The 15,598-nt window shown below is 67.0% G+C and carries 18 protein-coding genes; 5 read left to right on the forward strand and 13 right to left on the reverse strand.

All coding sequences use genetic code 11. From position 1 onward, the window contains the following. Positions 1-303: 303 nt before the first annotated feature. From AC07UW_RS12900 to AC07UW_RS12945, 10 genes are all read right to left on the reverse strand, one after another. Positions 304-840: a cytochrome b gene (locus AC07UW_RS12900; protein ID WP_495212183.1), complete on the reverse strand. Its 537-nt coding sequence runs from the start codon at positions 838-840 to the stop codon at positions 304-306. Then, entirely contained in the window at positions 837-1,943 is a 1,107-nt protein-coding gene (locus AC07UW_RS12905; protein WP_495212184.1) for a catalase family peroxidase, read from the reverse strand. The genes AC07UW_RS12900 and AC07UW_RS12905 overlap by 4 nt, the downstream gene beginning before the upstream one ends. Before the next feature lie 168 nt (positions 1,944-2,111). Further along, positions 2,112-3,479, reverse strand: coding sequence for a leucyl aminopeptidase family protein (locus tag AC07UW_RS12910; RefSeq protein ID WP_099786212.1), 1,368 nt, complete (start codon positions 3,477-3,479; stop codon positions 2,112-2,114). A gap of 3 nt (positions 3,480-3,482) precedes the next feature. Next, on the reverse strand, positions 3,483-4,211 hold the full coding sequence (locus AC07UW_RS12915; protein ID WP_025878355.1) for an HAD family hydrolase: 729 nt from the start codon (positions 4,209-4,211) through the stop codon (positions 3,483-3,485). 62 nt (positions 4,212-4,273) lie between these two features. Continuing rightward, on the reverse strand, positions 4,274-4,744 hold the full coding sequence (locus tag AC07UW_RS12920; RefSeq protein WP_495212185.1) for a hypothetical protein: 471 nt from the start codon (positions 4,742-4,744) through the stop codon (positions 4,274-4,276). 97 nt (positions 4,745-4,841) lie between these two features. After that, positions 4,842-5,948: an AI-2E family transporter gene (locus AC07UW_RS12925; RefSeq protein WP_229290580.1), complete on the reverse strand. Its 1,107-nt coding sequence runs from the start codon at positions 5,946-5,948 to the stop codon at positions 4,842-4,844. A 66-nt stretch (positions 5,949-6,014) separates the two neighbouring features. Next, a complete protein-coding gene (locus AC07UW_RS12930; protein ID WP_495212186.1) occupies positions 6,015-6,452 on the reverse strand; it encodes a protein sip-5 in 438 nt (145 codons plus the stop codon). After that, positions 6,449-6,919, reverse strand: coding sequence for a phage holin family protein (locus AC07UW_RS12935; protein WP_025878358.1), 471 nt, complete (start codon positions 6,917-6,919; stop codon positions 6,449-6,451). Before AC07UW_RS12935 ends, AC07UW_RS12930 begins: the two co-directional genes overlap by 4 nt. Before the next feature lie 8 nt (positions 6,920-6,927). Then, a complete protein-coding gene (locus AC07UW_RS12940) occupies positions 6,928-7,290 on the reverse strand; it encodes a hypothetical protein (RefSeq protein WP_025878359.1) in 363 nt (120 codons plus the stop codon). 104 nt (positions 7,291-7,394) lie between these two features. After that, on the reverse strand, positions 7,395-8,828 hold the full coding sequence (locus AC07UW_RS12945; RefSeq protein WP_025878360.1) for a Do family serine endopeptidase: 1,434 nt from the start codon (positions 8,826-8,828) through the stop codon (positions 7,395-7,397). A 489-nt stretch (positions 8,829-9,317) separates the two neighbouring features. Here AC07UW_RS12945 and AC07UW_RS12950 point away from each other — a divergent pair, with 489 nt between their 5' ends. Both AC07UW_RS12950 and AC07UW_RS12955 read left to right on the forward strand, forming a co-directional pair. Beyond that, entirely contained in the window at positions 9,318-10,232 is a 915-nt protein-coding gene (locus AC07UW_RS12950) for a histone (protein ID WP_336023751.1), read from the forward strand. A gap of 137 nt (positions 10,233-10,369) precedes the next feature. Beyond that, entirely contained in the window at positions 10,370-11,059 is a 690-nt protein-coding gene (locus tag AC07UW_RS12955; RefSeq protein WP_223497517.1) for a hypothetical protein, read from the forward strand. A 15-nt stretch (positions 11,060-11,074) separates the two neighbouring features. Here the strand turns inward: AC07UW_RS12955 and AC07UW_RS12960 are convergent, their stop codons facing one another. Further along, positions 11,075-11,434 carry a DUF1428 domain-containing protein gene (locus AC07UW_RS12960; RefSeq protein ID WP_223497518.1) on the reverse strand — a complete coding sequence of 120 codons (360 nt, stop codon included), beginning with the start codon at positions 11,432-11,434 and terminating at the stop codon, positions 11,075-11,077. Between the two features lie 279 nt (positions 11,435-11,713). On the opposite strand from AC07UW_RS12960, the gene AC07UW_RS12965 reads away from it, so the two are divergent. Together AC07UW_RS12965 and AC07UW_RS12970 are read left to right on the forward strand one after the other, a co-directional pair. After that, positions 11,714-12,286 (forward strand): OmpO family porin, encoded by a 573-nt coding sequence (locus AC07UW_RS12965; protein ID WP_025878364.1) that lies wholly within the window; start codon positions 11,714-11,716, stop codon positions 12,284-12,286. Positions 12,287-12,477: 191 nt separating this feature from the next. Beyond that, complete coding sequence (locus AC07UW_RS12970; protein ID WP_495212187.1) at positions 12,478-13,155, forward strand: response regulator; 678 nt, start codon at positions 12,478-12,480, stop codon at positions 13,153-13,155. 5 nt (positions 13,156-13,160) lie between these two features. Here the strand turns inward: AC07UW_RS12970 and AC07UW_RS12975 are convergent, their stop codons facing one another. Continuing rightward, positions 13,161-13,550, reverse strand: coding sequence for a DUF6165 family protein (locus AC07UW_RS12975; protein ID WP_223497520.1), 390 nt, complete (start codon positions 13,548-13,550; stop codon positions 13,161-13,163). A gap of 165 nt (positions 13,551-13,715) precedes the next feature. Between AC07UW_RS12975 and AC07UW_RS12980 the strand changes: the two genes are divergently transcribed. Next, positions 13,716-14,414 carry a TorF family putative porin gene (locus tag AC07UW_RS12980; RefSeq protein ID WP_495212188.1) on the forward strand — a complete coding sequence of 233 codons (699 nt, stop codon included), beginning with the start codon at positions 13,716-13,718 and terminating at the stop codon, positions 14,412-14,414. Here the strand turns inward: AC07UW_RS12980 and AC07UW_RS12985 are convergent. Beyond that, positions 14,411-15,559, reverse strand: coding sequence for an MFS transporter (locus AC07UW_RS12985; RefSeq protein WP_495212200.1), 1,149 nt, complete (start codon positions 15,557-15,559; stop codon positions 14,411-14,413). The genes AC07UW_RS12980 and AC07UW_RS12985 overlap by 4 nt on opposite strands. Between the last annotated feature and the right edge of the window lie 39 nt (positions 15,560-15,598).

The following is a 15,598-nucleotide window of genomic DNA, read 5'->3' on the forward strand; positions in this document are numbered from 1 at the left end:
GCCTTGTAGCGAGCCGAGCATCGCAGGGGAATCAGGGGCGAAGAGGCGCCGATGTCTGAGCGCAGCGAGTTCGGCGCCGTCCCCTGATTCACCGAGAAGCGCAGGGTACCGGTGCGCAGCACCGGCTCGCGGCCGGCGGCGTGTTTCTTTGGTTACTTTCTTGATGGCGCACATCCCTGTGCGCCACCCTACGGGCCGGCTCCGCCGTTCCGCGCTGCTCCTGCAGCGCGGTGCACGAGCAAAGAAAGTGACACCCCTCCGCGGTCGCGGAAAAGGGCAGCCGGGAACCCCCGGCGAACCCATTCAATCCTTCCCGCGTGCCATCGCCTGGAACACGCCATCGCGGCGCACCCATAGGTGGAACAGCGCCGCACCCACGTGCATCAGCACCGTGGCGAACAGCACGTAGGCCAGCAGGCTGTGCGCATTGCGCAGCGCGGCGTATAGCGCCGGGGTGTGCGGCACGATCGGCGGCAGGTGCAGGCCACCGCCCAGCACGATCGGGTAGCCGCCGGCCGACAGCATCGCCCAGCCGATCAGCGGCATCGCCAGCATCAACGCGTACAGCATCCAGTGCGAAGCCTTCGCCGCCAGCACCTGCCACGCGGGAAGGTCCGCTGGCAGCGGCGGTGGGCGATGGCGCAGGCGGTTGTACAGGCGCAGCACCGCCAGCAGCAGGATGGCGATACCCAGCGGCCGGTGCAGGTCGATCAGCATGGGGCGCAGGTGCAGCGAGGCGACCATGGTCACGCCGATGAACAGCATGGCGATGATCATCAGCACCATGGACCAGTGCAGCACCCGGGCGAGCAGGTTGAAGTGGCCGTTGCCGGTGCTCATCGTGCCTCCCCCTTCGTTTGTGCCGCCGCACCGCTGGCGCGCTCGCGCTCGCGGCGGTTGAACGACTGCGAATACACCGCCGAGCGCGCAGCCAGGATCGGGTCGTCGCTGCCGCGCACGCCGCTGGGCACGATCAGCGGATCGAAGTTGAGCTGGCCACAGGCGCCTTCTTCCTGCGACTGCATGCGGTCGAGGCTGAGCACGCCGGCCACCACCTGTTCGCGCGATTCAGGCCACGGCACCGAGGGATCATCGATGGCATCGCCCGGCGCGGCCAGGCTGACCACCAGGTTCCAGCGCACCGGGCCGGTGGCCAGGCGCTGCTGCAGTTCCTGGCTGAGGAAATCGACATTGGCCTGCTTGCGTGCCTCTGCATCCATCTGCACCAGCGGCGCCTGCGGCTGCCAGCGCCAGCGCACCGCGCGTTTCTGCCCCTGTGCGTTGGTGAACCAGAAACTGTTGACGCTGTTGAACGTGGTGTTGGCCCAGCTGCTGGTCCACGGTGCGCTCTTGGCCCATTGCTGGAAGGCCTGTGCGCTGGGGTACCTGGCCAGCACGGCCGCCATCTTCTGCGGGTCGGGCTTGCCGGTGGCCGGATCCGGAATCTGCGCGCGGGTCTGCTCGTAGAACGCCTCGGCGGTGGGCACGGCGAAGAACGGGAAGCTGTTCATCGCCATCCGCCATTCCTGCCCGTCATCGCCCACCAGCTGTACGGCGATGCTGCGCACCCGCGCGCTGCCATCGGCGCCGTGCGGATCGCCACCGCCGATCGACAGCCGGCCCAGCACCGGAACCTTCGCCTGCGAGAACACCCGCGCGCTGGACAGCGTGGGCGCCTGCGCGCTGGGTTCGAACCAGCCGCTCACGCACACGCCTTTGCTGTGCGCGCGGCGGAAGCCGGGATGCGCAGGGCCGGTGGCCTCGATGGTGTCGGTGAAGCGCTGTGCGGTCAGCCGGTCGCGGCCGATCCAGCCGGCCAGCCAGGCGAAGGCGAGGGCGACGATGCCCAGGATCAGTGCGATCAGGGCGATCCAGGGCAAGGGTGAATGCCGGCGCGGCGCGCCCGGCTCCTGGCCGGCGCGGGTATAGCGGAAGAGCGACATGGTCGGAGTCCTGCCTTCACGGATGTGTGGGTGGGCGACCACCACATCCTCGCAGAACCCGACCGGGGCCGAAATTCAATTTTTCGTCAGATTTGCAGGATGATGCAGTGCCGACCAAGGTCGGCACCCACTGGCATGGGTGGCGCCGGGCCATGCCCGGCAGCTCCATCAGCTGTAACGTGCCTTCAGCATCGTCCAGGCCGAACGCAGGGCCAGGGCTTCGCCACCGGCCGGGCGGCCGGGGCGCTCGCCATCGTTCCAGGCATACACGTCCAGATGTGCCCAGCGCTGTCCGTCTTCCAGGAAGCGTTCCAGGTACAGCGCGGCGGTGACCGAGCCGGCCATGCGCGAACCGGCATTGGCCAGGTCGGCGATACCGCTGCTCAGGTAACGCAGGTACGGACGCCACAGCGGCATGCGCCACACCGGATCACGGGTGGCATCGCCGGCCTGCAGCCACTGCTGGGCCACCGTGTCATCGTTGCTGAACAGCGCCGGCAGATCCGGACCCAGCGCGATGCGCGCCGCGCCCGTCAGGGTAGCGAAGTCCAGCACAAGGTCCGGCTTCTGCTCACCGGCGAACGTCAGCGCGTCGCACAGGATCACCCGACCTTCGGCATCGGTGTTGTCGATCTCCACGCTCAGGCCCTTGCGGGTGGCGATCACTTCGCCCGGACGGAAGGCATCCGGGCCGATCGCATTTTCCACGGCCGGTACCAGCAGGGTCAGGCGCACCGGCAGCTGCTGGGCCATCACCAGCCCGGCCAGGGCCAGCGCGTGGGCGGCGCCGCCCATGTCCTTCTTCATGTTGCGCATGCCATCGGCCGGCTTGATGTCCAGGCCGCCGGTATCGAAGCACACGCCCTTGCCGACCAGCGCCAGCGCCGGGTCGGTCTCCTTGCCCCAGCGCAGCACGATCAGCCGCGGCGCACGGTGCGAGGCACGGCCCACCGCATGGATGGCCGGGAAGTTCTGCGCCAGCAGTTCGTCGCCGGTGATGGCTTCAACCTGCGCACCATGCGCTTCAGCCAGGGCACGCGCGGCGTCTTCCAGCTGCTGCGGGCCCATGTCTTCGGTCGGCGTGTTGACCCAGTCACGCACGCGCAGGCTGGCGGCGATCAGGTCGGCCACCTCACCGGTCGGTGCGGCAACAAGCTGGGCCGGCGCGCGGTTGCGCTTGCGGTAGCGGTCGAAGCGGTAGCTGCCCAGGCCCCAGCCCAGCTGCAGCAGTGCCTGCTCGGCGGCCGGCAGTTCGCTGGCCAACTGCCACACGCTGCCTTCCGGCAGGGCATGCGGTGCATGGGCGTAGCTGTAGGCATCGGCACGATCGCCAACGCCGATCACCGCGCCAGCCAGGCCATCGGCGCCGGGCAGCAGCGCAACCGAATGCGCGCCCGCAGTGAAGCCCTGCGACTTCAACCACGCCTGGGTGGCCGCGGATTGGCTGTTCTTCCACGCCTCGAACTGGCTGCGGTCCAGCACGTGCAACGGCAGCGCGGCGGTGGTGTCGGCGGTGAAACCAGTGATCTCGCTCATGCGTCAGGTACTCCGGGATGCGTCAGCGTCGGCGGCGTCGAGGTTGGCATCGAGCCAATCGGCCAAGCCGGTGAGGGTGTCGAACTGCAGGTCAGGCTGCAGCTGCGGATGGTTCCAGGTGGCCGCTTCGCGGTTGATCCAGCAGCCGCGCAGGCCGGCAGCCATCGCGCCGGCCACGTCCATCTCGACGTGGTCGCCCACGTGCAGCACCTGCGCCGGGGCGACGCCCAGGCGGTCGCAGGCAGCGTGGAAAATGCTCGCTTCCGGCTTGGCCGCGCCATGCTCGCGCGCGCCCAGCTGGAAGCTGAAGTGATGGGCCAGGCCGATCCGTTCCAGATCGGCGTTGCCGTTGCTCAACGCAGCCACCGGCACCCGCGCGGCGATACGCGCCAGTGCGTCGAGCGCATCGGGGTAGCACTCCACCTGGTTGCGCGCGGCGTAGAACACTTCATACGCCGGTTCCAGAAGATCCAGGCTGGCGCCACTGTTTTCCAGCGCCTCCTGGATCGTCAGCCGGCGCAGCGCGCTCAGGTCGAAATGCAGGTGGGGGTTGTCGCGGAACGAGCGCTCGCGCAGTTCGCGCATGGCCGCCACCGGATACATCGCGGCGGTGGCGGGGCTGTGTTCGCGCATCCAGTCGAACAGGACCTGGTCGATGCGGGCGCCGATCGGAGCGAACGGCCACAGCGTATCGTCGAGGTCGAGGGTGATGGCAAGGACAGGGAATTTCACCCCGCCATTCTACGCCTGCCCGCGCGGGCTTTCATGCGCGCGGCGGGCAGGCGCTGCCGCCGTCAGTGGCTGCGCAGGTCGTAGGAGCAGTACAGGACGGTCTGGCCATCGACGCGATCCACGCTCAGATCATGCCTGCCCACTTCGCGCCGGTAGCCACCGGCCACCGGCGGCGGCATCTTCGCCAAGGCGGCGACCTTGCTGATTTCCGCTCTGCCGAAGTACGCCGTGTAGCTGTCCACGCCATCCTCGCCGCTGGAGCCGTCGTAGGAGGTCACATGGGTCACCGGCAGGCCAAGCACCAACAGCGGCGAGGCCAGTGTGTAGCCGTCGTCGTACTCGTCCCTGGTCTTGGCCCCGGCCGGCATCAGCACCTTGGCCATGGCATCGAACTGTTCAGGCGTGAGATGGCGCTGGCAGGTGATGGCCTCCACCAGCTGGGTGCGGGCCACTTCCGCACTGGGCGGGGCGGCGGCGAAGGCGGGGGCGGCCAGGCAGGTCAGGGCGAGGCATCGACGCGCGAAAGAGAACATGGGGAGGGTTCCATCCTGGGAAAAAGCGGGCGCATATTCTGCCAGCCTTCGCCGTCCCACCATTCCTCTCCCCGCACGCCCGTCGATGGAGCGCGCCTCACTCCAGCAGCCGCGCCCAGCCGTGCATGCCGTCCAGCCGCGCCAGCACCAGCTTGATGCAGACCAGCAGCGGCACCGCCAGCAGAAGGCCGATCATGCCCCAGGCCCAGCCGAACACCATCAGCGCCAGGATCAGCACCAGCGGTGACAGTTTCATCTGCCGGCCAAGCACGATCGGCGTCACCAGCTGCCCTTCCAGGGTATGCAGGGCCAGGTAGGCGGCCGCAGGCAGCAGTGCCTGCAGCGGGTCGCGGAACTCGACAAAGCCCATCAGCAGCATCAACGCGACGCCGAGCAGCGGGCCGACATAGGGCGCGAAATTCAGCAGCGCCGCCACGGTTCCCCACAGCAGCGCCTCCTGCAGGCCGATGCCCAGCAGCATCAGCACCCCGGCCAACAGCAGGCCGACCACCGTGTTGATCACGCTGATGGTCAATACGTAGCGCGACACCTCATGCTCGATCGAGCGCAGGATGTCACTGGTGAAGCGCTGCTGCTGCCGGTTCGGGAACAGCGCGATCGCTGCACGCTGCAGGCTCTGGCCGTAGATCATGAAGAACAGCGTCAGCAGCACGACGGCCAGCACCGAGGCGGCCAAGCGCGGCGCACGGGTGAGCATGCGGTAGGGGTCGTCCAGCTGGGTGCGGATCACCTGCACCTTGCGGTTGCCGTCGCCGCCGGCCACGCGCGCGAAATTCTCTGCGGCCTGGTTGGCCTGCTGCACCGGCTTGGTCAGGTCCTGTACCTGGCGCGCAACTTTGCGCAGCTGCTGCGGTGCTTCCTGTGCCCAGTCCATCGCCGGGCCGATCAGCTGCACCGCCAGCGCACCGGTCACGCCCAGGCCGGCGCCCAGCACCAGCAGGGCGCCGAGCGCGCGCGGAATCCACAGTTTCTGCAGCAGGCGCAGGATGGGGTTGCCGACCAGGGCGAAGAACATCGCCAGCAGGACCGGCAGGATGATGTCCTGCGCCGCCCACAGGGTGAACGCCACGGCCAGGGTCGCCAGGATCACCAGCGACATCGGGCCACGTGGGCGCGAGGGCGGCGGCAGGGGGGCGGACTCGTCCGGCGCAGGCGACGACGGGGACAACAGGGGCTCGCTCATCGACGCACCGACCAGAAAGAGAAGCCCATTATCGGCCGCCGCGATCAACGCGGCGGGTAAGGTTCGTCAACGTTCGGACAACTCTGTCGCCGCTTCGGCCGGACGGGGCTCACGCAGCTCGGGCTCGGCCACCGGGCGTGCTGCCGGTCGTGCCGCGGCGGCGGGTGGCGGCCCGGCCGCTTCATCCACCTGGTCGGCGGCATCGTCTGCGGTTTCCGCCGCCTGCGCCGCCACCACCGAAGCAAACGCGGCCTGGGCGCTGGCGAACAGGCTGGACACCGAACCGACCATCTGCAGCCAACGCGCTCCGTTGACCTTGCCCGGAACCTCCAGCTTGCCGGCGATGAACCCGCCGGCCAGACCCACCACCACGATGCGCAGTGGCGACCAGCCCTGTCGCCAGACCTGACTGAGCACGTTCCAGTGGTCCTGGGTCTCGCCGAGGCGCACGGCCATCACCTGTTCGCAACGTTTCACGCGCCGCTGCAGTGCACCGAACTTCATGGCTTGCCCTCCGGAATCTGCACGCCGGCATCGGGATCATCATCGGTGGGCTCATCGAACAGGCCCAACCGGGACAACTGACGCCGGGTGGCGTGCATGCCGGTGTGGTGGAAGAAGTAGGAAACGCGCCAGATCGCATAGCCGGTGACGGCCAGGCTCAGCAACGAGGTGATCAGCAGGGCCTGCAGCCAGCTCAGGCCGAAGCTCTGCAGCAGGGCGATGAGGGTGGCGGCCAGCAACAGCCAGGCCGACGCACCGAACACGATGGCGACGCCGGCCCAGGCCAATGCGCGGCCGAACGCGCTGCGCGCCAGCGCAAAGTCCGCCGACGCCAACCGGCGCAGCGAGCGCAGTGAGTGCTTGGCCGAATCGGCAGTCGCCCGGCCGGCTGCGCCGACCTGGCGGATGCTTTCGTCCAACGGCGGCGTGGCCGCCGGATCAGGACGTTGCGTGGTGTCTTCGCTCACGCCGCAGCTTACTTGTCGCTGCCGCGGGCCAGCTTGGCGATGATCCAGCCGGTAGCGAAGGCCACGCCGAACGAGGCCAGCGGACGTTCGCGGATCAGCTCAGCAGCGCTGTCGATCAGGTCCTTGCCCTTGTCCATCAGTGCGTCGACCTGTTCCTTGGCGGCGGCACCACCGAACTCGGCAGCAGCCAGGCCCGACAGCGCGCTGTCGGAAAGTTCAGCCTTGACGTTGGCCTTGCCGATGCGCAGTTCATCGGTCGCGGCGCCGGTAGCGCCCTTGATCGCACCGCCGGCAGCGCTGGCGGCCTGCTTCAGGTGGGAACCGGCTTCACCCAAGTGGTCCTTCAGGTTCTCGGTATTGGTGGGGCTCATCGAATCACTCCTGTTGCGATGGGGGAACGGGCGATCGGCGCTTGGCCGACCTGGACGTACAGCAATAGCATCACGTGGGTATAGGGGGCGTTACGGCCAGGCGATCAGCGCATCACCAACTGGCCCTGCTGCTGGCCATTGTTGCGCAGCACGCGCAGCACCAGGGTGGGCGGGCGCTGCTGGAAATTGGCGCGCCAGCTGGCCAGGTCGGCGAACTCGCCCACCGTGGCGTCGGTGATGATGTCGCCTTGCTGCAGGCCATTGGTCGCGGCGCGGCTGCCGCGCTTGACCTCGCTGACCAGCACGCCGCCCACGCCAGACTGACGCAGCGATTCGGGCAGGTCGACGAAGCTGGCACCGGTCAGGCGCGGGTCCAGGCTCTCGCCGCTGACCACGCGTGCCTGTTCCTTCAGCGTTGCCTTGATCTGCAGCGGCTTGCCTTCGCGGCGAACGTCCAGGGTCAGCACGCTGCCCACCGCCGCCAAGCCTTCCACGTTGTGCAGTGCTTCGGCACTGTCCACACGCTGGCCGTTGGCCGAGACCACCACGTCGCCCGGCTTCAGTCCTGCGGCGGCACCGGCCGAACCGGCCAGCACGCGGGTTACCAGGGCGCCACGGGTTTCGCCCAGGCCCAGGCCCTGCGCGATCTGCGCGCTCAGGTTCTGGCTTTCGATGCCCAGCGTGCCGCGCACCACCACGCCATGCTTGACCAGCTGGTCCACCACGCTGCGGGCCAGGTTCGAGGGAATCGCCAGGCCGAGCCCGATGTTGCCGGCCATGCTGCCCTGCGGATTGAAGCTGGCGGTGTTGATGCCCACCAGCTGGCCCTGCAGGTTGACCAGCGCGCCTCCGGAATTACCCGGGTTGATCGATGCATCGGTCTGGATGAAGTTCTGGTAGCCCAGCCCGCGGATGCCACTGCGGCCCACCGCCGAGACGATGCCCGAGGTGACCGTCTGGCTGAAACCGAACGGATTGCCGATCGCGACCACGAAGTCGCCCACCCGCAGCTGGTCGCTGTTGCCCAGCTTGATGTCGGTCAGGTTCTGCGCCGGAATGCGGATCAGCGCGATGTCGGTGTCGCGGTCCGAGCCGAGGAACTCGGCCTTCACCGTGCGCCCATCGGCCAGTGTCACCTGCACGTCATCAGCGTTGTCGATGACGTGGTGGTTGGTCAGCACCAGGCCTTCGGTGGCATCGATGATGACGCCCGAACCGAGTGACTCGTTGATCCGCTCCTGCGGGATGTCCGGGAACAGGCGGCGGAAGAACGGGTCGTTGAAGAACGGGTTGCGTACCCGCACCACCTGCTTGGTGTTGACGCTGACCACCGCCGGCATCGCCTTTTCCAGCATCGGTGCAAGCGAAGGCACCGCCTGCCCGGCAACCGCGGCCGGCAGCGCTGCGGAGGTGGGCAGTACCGCCGGCAGCGGAGCGGCATCGGCACGGTTGTCCAGGTGCGCATTGAGGCCGGTGGCAACGAAGCCGCCGAAGGCAGCGGCGATTGCGAGCGTAAGCAGGGTGGGAAGCGGTCGCATGGGAGTCGGTTCGCAGGCTGAGGTAGGGGCCGTTGACGCATACGGTAGAACAAGCTGAATGAGTGTGTCGCGATCTGGATAAATGCCCCATGAAAATCCGACCCGCGCCGAGGGCGCCGGAAAGCCGACGCGCGCACCACAACGCTGTTCGCGACAGCCGCGATCGCGCGCCGTCAGGCATGCCGGCAGCGCCTTGATACACCGTGACACTTGCGCAGTTCCGCGCATCCCGACCTTGCGATGACGCTCCGTGCTGCGCGGATGTGGGGCTGCTGCCAGTGCCTGCATCGGTACCCCAGCAACAGGCAGGTTGTGCAGCACACTGCTTAAAAAAAGGGATTTCCTGACTGCGGGGCGCGCCAGCGGCCGCCATCGCTTACATCAGTTGCGTCGCACCGGATGCGATTGACCAGGCGTGCCCGTTCCACGATAGCCATTGTCGGTATAGCATCGCCCCGTTTTGACAATCCAGGCCCCTAGGAGGGCAACATGAGCAACGGTAATGGTGTGTCGGTCGTGACCGACGCCGTCGAGAACGTGAAAGAAACCGCCACCAACGTCGGCGAGACCATCGCCCACGCCGCCGAAGACGCAGTGAAGTCGGTCAAGAAGACCGTCAAGCGCGCCCGCAAGGCTGCCACCACCCGCGTCGCCAAGGCCAAGAAGGTCGTGGCCAAGGTCGAGAAGACCGTTGCCAAGAAGGCCGAGAAGGCTGCCAAGTCGGTCGGCAAGACCGTTGCCAACGCCAAGAAGAAGCTGGAAGCGGCCAAGAAGAACGCCAAGGCCGAAGCGGCTGCCCTGAAGAAGGAAGTGGCCAAGAAGAAGGCGGCTGCCGGCAAGACCGTGACCAAGAAGGCTGCTGCTGCCAAGAAGACCACCAAGGCTGCCGGCAAGAAGGTCGCTACCGTGAAGAAGGCCGCCACCAAGAAGGTTGCGACCGCCAAGAAGGCTGTGGCAAAGAAGACCGCTGCTGCCAAGAAGGTTGTCGGCAAGAAGGTCGCTACCGCCAAGAAGGCTGTAGCCAAGAAGGCCGTGGCCGCCAAGAAGGTTGCCGGCAAGAAGGTCGCTACCGCCAAGAAGGCTGTGGCCAAGAAGACTGTCGCTGCCAAGAAGGTCGTCGGCAAGAAGACCGCTGCTGCCAAGAAGGTTGTCGGCAAGAAGACCGTCGCTGCCAAGAAGGTTGTCGGCAAGAAGACCGTCGCTGCCAAGAAGGTCGTCGGCAAGAAGACCGCCGCTGCCAAGAAGGTTGTCGGCAAGAAGACCGCCGTCGCCAAGAAGGTTGTCGGCAAGAAGGTCGCCGCTACCCGCAAGACCGTCGCCAAGAAGGCTGCACCGCTGAAGAAGGCTGTGGCCAAGAAGGCTCCGGCCAAGAAGGCCGTGCGCAAGGCTGCCAAGCGCAAGTAATCGCGCGTGGTTCGAAGGCCCTTCCGCTCATCGGGCGGGAGGGCCTTCTGCGTTTTCGGGGGCGCTCATCCGCGCCTGACGTGGATCTGCGGCAGCAGGCTGGGGCAAGATGAAGGTCTTCCGCAGGAGCTGTGACCATGCGCGGTATCGATTTCAGTTCCTGGCAGGGCGTGCTGTCCACCCTGGCCGGGTTGGTCCTGATCACCCTGCTCGGCGTGGGTATCCGCCTGCTGGTGATGCAGACCCTGCAGCAGCGCCGCGAACGCGAGAACCGCCAGATCAACGAGCGGCTGCGTACCTTGATGGCAGCCTACAAGACGCTGGGCGGCTCCTTCACCGGTGAGCTGGGGGTCGATCCAACCCACCTGCGCGACCTGCGCCAGCGCGCCCACGAAGAAGGCATCGCCGAGCCGGGCTCGGATCGGGCCAGGCGCATCCGCGATGCGGTCGAAGCGGCCTTGTCGGACATCCTGCTGCTGGGCACCGACGAGCAGGTACGGCTGGCCGCGCGCGCTGCCAGTGAACTGGCGCAGGGGCGGCCGGTGCACACACACGAACTGGTGATCTCGCTGCGCGACTTCGTCCGCGAGGCGCTGGACCTTGCGCCGGTACCGGCCGACCTGGAGATCCCACGCCAGGGGCCTACCCGCCCTGCGGGCAGCGGTGGCGGAAGTGGCAAGGGCCGCAACGAGGGCGAAGCCAAGGGCGGTCGCACCGGTGGAGGTGGCGGCGGCATGGGTGCCGGAATGGGCGGGCTGGGTGTTGGTGCAGGTGCTGCGCTGGGTGCCGGCCACGCGGCCGGTGAGGATGAAGCGGGCGCCCGCTGAGGACGCCCGCCCGGGTCAGCGCTTGAGTTCGAAGATCGGTTCGAATCCGCCGTAGATCATCCGTGCACCGTCGAATGGCATGGGATTCTTCGACGGGTCCAACCGCGGGTCTTCCATCATTTTCTGCATGCCTGCATCGCGGGTGGCCTTGTCCGGCCACTCGATCCAGGAAAACACCACTGTTTCCTCCGCCGTGGCTTTCACCGCGCCGAAGAAGTCGGTGGTCTTGCCGTGCGGCACGTCATCGCCCCAGCACTCGACCACGCGCAGTGCTCCATATTCCAGGAACACCACGTCGCCGGTACGGGCGTGGGCGAGGAATTTCTCCTTGTTGGCGGTCGGCACCGCCAGTACGAAACCATCGATGTAGCTCATCGCTTGCCTCCGGAATGGACCGTGCCAGGTGCACGGCCTTCATTGAGTCGACGCTTCACGGTGCGGCAAATCGACATCGGCTGCCGTCTCGTTGATATCGAAGCGCGTGCGCGTACCGCGCGCGTATGCCTGAACCTTGCTGAATCAATGCAAAAAATTCAGCAATGCGAAGATCGCTGTTTTCAGGGAGCGTTGTGGCGAATAACGGAGAATTTACATTCCCGATGCGATGGCGCCCTGGCGCTGCTGCACACCATAAGAAAGTAAAGGTGTACCCCCATGAAGAATTCGCTGATTGCTCTGGCTCTGGCCGCTGCCCTGCCGTTCACCGCTTCGGCCGCCGAGAACCTGTCCTACAACTACGCCGAGGCCGACTACGCCAAGACCGACGTTGACGGCATCAAGGCTGATGGCTGGGGCGTGAAGGGTTCCTACGGCTTCCTGCCGAACTTCCACGCTTTCGGCGAGTACAGCCGTCAGGAAGTCGACCACACCAACATCAAGGTTGACCAGTGGAAGGTCGGTGCCGGCTACAACGTCGAAATCGCTCCGTCGACCGACTTCGTTGCCCGCGTCGCCTACCAGAAGTTCGACCAGAAGCACGGCCTGGATTTCAACGGCTACAGCGCTGAAGCCGGTATCCGTACCGCGTTCGGTGCCCACGCTGAGGTCTACGGCCTGGTCGGTTACGAAGATTATTCGAAGAAGCACGGCGTCGACATCGACAGCCAGTGGTACGGCCGTCTGGGTGGTCAGGTCAAGCTGAACCAGAACTGGGGCCTGAACGGCGAGCTGAAGATGAACCGCCACGGCGACAAGGAATACACCGTCGGCCCGCGCTTCAGCTGGTAATCGCACCGCGGCGCAGTCCTGCGCTGCTTGTGCCTCGACAGGCCCGGCTCATGCCGGGCCTGTTTCGTTGTGGGGAACTGGAACGCCATCTGACTGCCCGGTGCGGAAAGATGTTGCGTTGCAATAAATTGGATTCCGCTGCCTGCGATCCCGACCTACGGTGGGCTTTCCGCACATCCGGATCTGCCGCAATGCCGCTTGTCGTTCCCGCTCTGCTCCCTGACCAGCCTTGCCGCCTGGCACTGCTGGCCCCGCATCCGGTACTGCGATTGGGCGTGGAAGTGGTGCTGCGCCAGCACGGCGGCGTGCAGGTCTGCGGCAGCGTTGCCGACGAACGCGCGCTGCTGGACCTGCTGCAACGCAACCCGGGCGGCATCGACCTGCTGTTGATCGATGCACTGCTGCCCGGCGATGCCGGTGATGGGCTGGCCCTGCTACGCAGGCTGTCGCAGCGCTGGCCGCTGCTGCCGGTGCTGGTGCTGTCCGGGCATTGCAACGCCAGCACGGTTACCACGGCAATGCAGGCCGGTGCGCGCGGATTCCTGTCCAAGGCGACATCGGCAGAGATGTTGTTGCGCGCGGTCGATGTCGTGGCAAGTGGAAGGCGCTTCGTGCCACCGGAATTGCGCGCGCAATTGAACAGGCCGCGCATGCGGCGCACGCCGGCACCCGTGCTGGCGCCGTTGAGCCGGCGCGAGCGCGAGGTACTCAGGCTGGTCCTGCAGGGCTGCAGTACCGCTGAAGTCGCATTGCGGTTCGGCCGTTCGGCCAGCACTGTCAGCACGCAGAAGCGCACGGCCTACCGGAAGCTCGGCATCCACAGCGATGGCGAGCTGTTCCGCATCCGCCACCTGCTTGAATGCGGCTGAGCGGTCTACTCGCCCTGGTACTGCTTTTCTTCCACCAGCGCCGAACCGGCGACGCGGTTGATCTCGTTCTTCACCTGCACGCGTTCGCCGTTGGTGCCGTACACGCCGCGCGCCAGCTGGATGAACGCTTCGTCGAACACCTGCGCCGCTTCCTTGTCGCGCAGCTGGTCCTGGATCTCCCACATGCGCTCGTTGATGGCCTTCAGCTGCGTCTTCATCGCGGCCAGTGCCGGCTGCGCGTCAAGCTGCTGCTGCAGCAGCGGCAGCAGGCCGTCAAGCTCGGTGCGCACGTTGGCCAGCTTGGTCGCATCGTCGATGCGCTCGGCCTTGATCTCGAGAATGGTGATCTTGTCGATCAGCTCGCCGATCGATACCGGGGTCAGGATGGCGTCCACGTGGTTGGTTCCTGGAAATAGGCCCGCATGATACCGCGCTCACCGTAGCGCGGATTTACGCTGAATTTGCGCTGGCACGGCAGCATCGCCATCGAACCGTTACGGCCATGCCATCGACACTGCCGTCCCGGCGGACAGACCGCCTTCGACGAGGAAGTGAGTGCAGTGAAGAGCAAGGGGATGATCGTGGCCAGCGCGGCCGCACTGGCGGGGCTGCTGTGCGCCGGCAGCGTGCAGGCGCAGGTGCAGGTGAGTGGCACGGCGGCATTGACCAGCGACTATGTCTGGCGCGGCAGCTCGCAGAGCGAGGGCGATCCGGCCGCGCAGGTGGGGGCAAAGGTGACGGTGGGTTCGGGTTGGTATGCCAGCGCCTGGGGCTCGAATGTCTCGTTCACGCCGGACAGCGGGGCACGCAGCGAGTTCGATCTCGTCGCCGGCTGGTCGGGCGCGCTGTCGCCGGACTGGAGCCTGGATGCGAACCTCACCCGGTATGCCTATCCGGGCACCGGCCGCGCACTGGACTGGACCGAACTCAATGTCACCACCACCTGGAAGCAACGGGCCTGGCTGCAGGTTGCCCACTCCAACGATGCGCTGGCCGGCGGCCGTCGCGGCACCTACGCGCAGCTGGGCGTGCGGGTGCCGTTGAGCGAGCGCGTGCGGTTGGAAGCGGCGGTGGGGCAGTACTGGCTGGCTACCGCGCAGGGGCCGGACTACCTGCATGGCCAGCTCAGTGCCATCGCCACGCTGACGCCGGCCTGGGAACTGCGCGCCACCGTGCATGACACCGACAGCGCCGCCAAGCGGCTGTTCCCGGGCAATGCCGGTGGACGCTGGGAACTGGCGCTGCAGGGCAGCTTCTAGTCGGCCGATGCCGCCTGGCGTGTGCGCCAGGCACTGGGCAGCCACACCAGCAGGGCCAGTACCGCCACCGCGGTACCGGCCACGCACACGCCGGTCCAGCCGAAACGCTGGTAGACCTGCGCCGACAGCAGCGAGCCCAGCGAGCCACCGATGAAATAGCCGGTCATGTAACCGGCATTGAGGCGGTTGCGTGCCTCCGGCTGCAGTGCGTAGATCAGGTTCTGGTTGCTGACATGCAGCAGCTGCGCGGCCAGGTCCAGCACCACCACGCCGACCAGCAGTGCCAGCAGCGAATGCGCCGACAATCCCAGAGGCAGCCAGGACAGCAGCAACAGCACCAGCGCAATGGCCGTGGCCCGGCCGGTCTGGCCACGATCCGACATGCGCCCGGCCAGGCCGGCGGCCAGCGTACCGGCGGCACCGACCAGCCCGAACAGGCCGATGGTGGCGTCGCTGTAGGCATACGGCGGCTGCGCCAGCAGGAATGCCAGTGGCGTCCAGAAGATCGCGAACATCGCAAAGCTGCACGCGCCGAGCAGTGTGCGTTGGCGCAGCACCGGTTCCTGCAGGAACAGCGTGCCGATCGAGCGCAGCAACGCGAAGTAGCCGAGCCCGGCAGTGTGGTGGAAACGCGGCAGGCCGCGCTGCAGGGCCAGTGCGGTCAGCACCAGCGTACCTGCAGCGATCGCGTAGACCAGGCGCCAGTCGCCCAGGCTCGACAGCAGCCCGGCCACGGTGCGTGCCAGCAGGATGCCCAGCAGCAGCCCGCTCATCAGCGTGCCGACCACGCGGCCGCGATGCTCCGGTGCGGCCAGGGTGGCGGCGAACGGCACCAGTACCTGCGCCACCACCGAGAACAACCCGGTGATCGCGGTACCGGCCAGCAGCCATGGCAACGACGGCGCGCACGCGCTGATCACCAGTCCGCTGGCTGACAACAAGGTCATCACCACGATCAGCCGGCGGCGCTCGAACAGATCACCCAACGGCACCAGCAGGATCAGGCCAGCTGCGTAGCTTAACTGCGCAGCGGTCACCACCATGCCGACCTGGCCGAAAGGCACGCCGAAGGCATCGGCGATGGTATGCAGCAACGGCTGCGCGTAGTAATTGCTGGCCACCGCGACGCCGGTGGCGACCGACATCAACAGGATCTGCCAGCGCTGCAGGGGAGGAAGGGAAGG

The organism is Stenotrophomonas sp. GW821-FHT02D01 (assembly GCF_059421765.1).

Coding starts and splice junctions, on each gene's coding strand:
- AC07UW_RS12900 (WP_495212183.1), bottom strand. CDS start 840: ATGAGCACCGGCAACGGCCACTTCAACCTGCTCGCCCGGGTGCTGCAC.
- AC07UW_RS12905 (WP_495212184.1), bottom strand. CDS start 1,943: ATGTCGCTCTTCCGCTATACCCGCGCCGGCCAGGAGCCGGGCGCGCCG.
- AC07UW_RS12910 (WP_099786212.1), bottom strand. CDS start 3,479: ATGAGCGAGATCACTGGTTTCACCGCCGACACCACCGCCGCGCTGCCG.
- AC07UW_RS12920 (WP_495212185.1), bottom strand. CDS start 4,744: ATGTTCTCTTTCGCGCGTCGATGCCTCGCCCTGACCTGCCTGGCCGCC.
- AC07UW_RS12925 (WP_229290580.1), bottom strand. CDS start 5,948: ATGAGCGAGCCCCTGTTGTCCCCGTCGTCGCCTGCGCCGGACGAGTCC.
- AC07UW_RS12930 (WP_495212186.1), bottom strand. CDS start 6,452: ATGAAGTTCGGTGCACTGCAGCGGCGCGTGAAACGTTGCGAACAGGTG.
- AC07UW_RS12940 (WP_025878359.1), bottom strand. CDS start 7,290: ATGAGCCCCACCAATACCGAGAACCTGAAGGACCACTTGGGTGAAGCC.
- AC07UW_RS12945 (WP_025878360.1), bottom strand. CDS start 8,828: ATGCGACCGCTTCCCACCCTGCTTACGCTCGCAATCGCCGCTGCCTTC.
- AC07UW_RS12950 (WP_336023751.1), top strand. CDS start 9,318: ATGAGCAACGGTAATGGTGTGTCGGTCGTGACCGACGCCGTCGAGAAC.
- AC07UW_RS12955 (WP_223497517.1), top strand. CDS start 10,370: ATGCGCGGTATCGATTTCAGTTCCTGGCAGGGCGTGCTGTCCACCCTG.
- AC07UW_RS12960 (WP_223497518.1), bottom strand. CDS start 11,434: ATGAGCTACATCGATGGTTTCGTACTGGCGGTGCCGACCGCCAACAAG.
- AC07UW_RS12965 (WP_025878364.1), top strand. CDS start 11,714: ATGAAGAATTCGCTGATTGCTCTGGCTCTGGCCGCTGCCCTGCCGTTC.
- AC07UW_RS12970 (WP_495212187.1), top strand. CDS start 12,478: ATGCCGCTTGTCGTTCCCGCTCTGCTCCCTGACCAGCCTTGCCGCCTG.
- AC07UW_RS12985 (WP_495212200.1), bottom strand. CDS start 15,559: ATGTCGGTCGCCACCGGCGTCGCGGTGGCCAGCAATTACTACGCGCAG.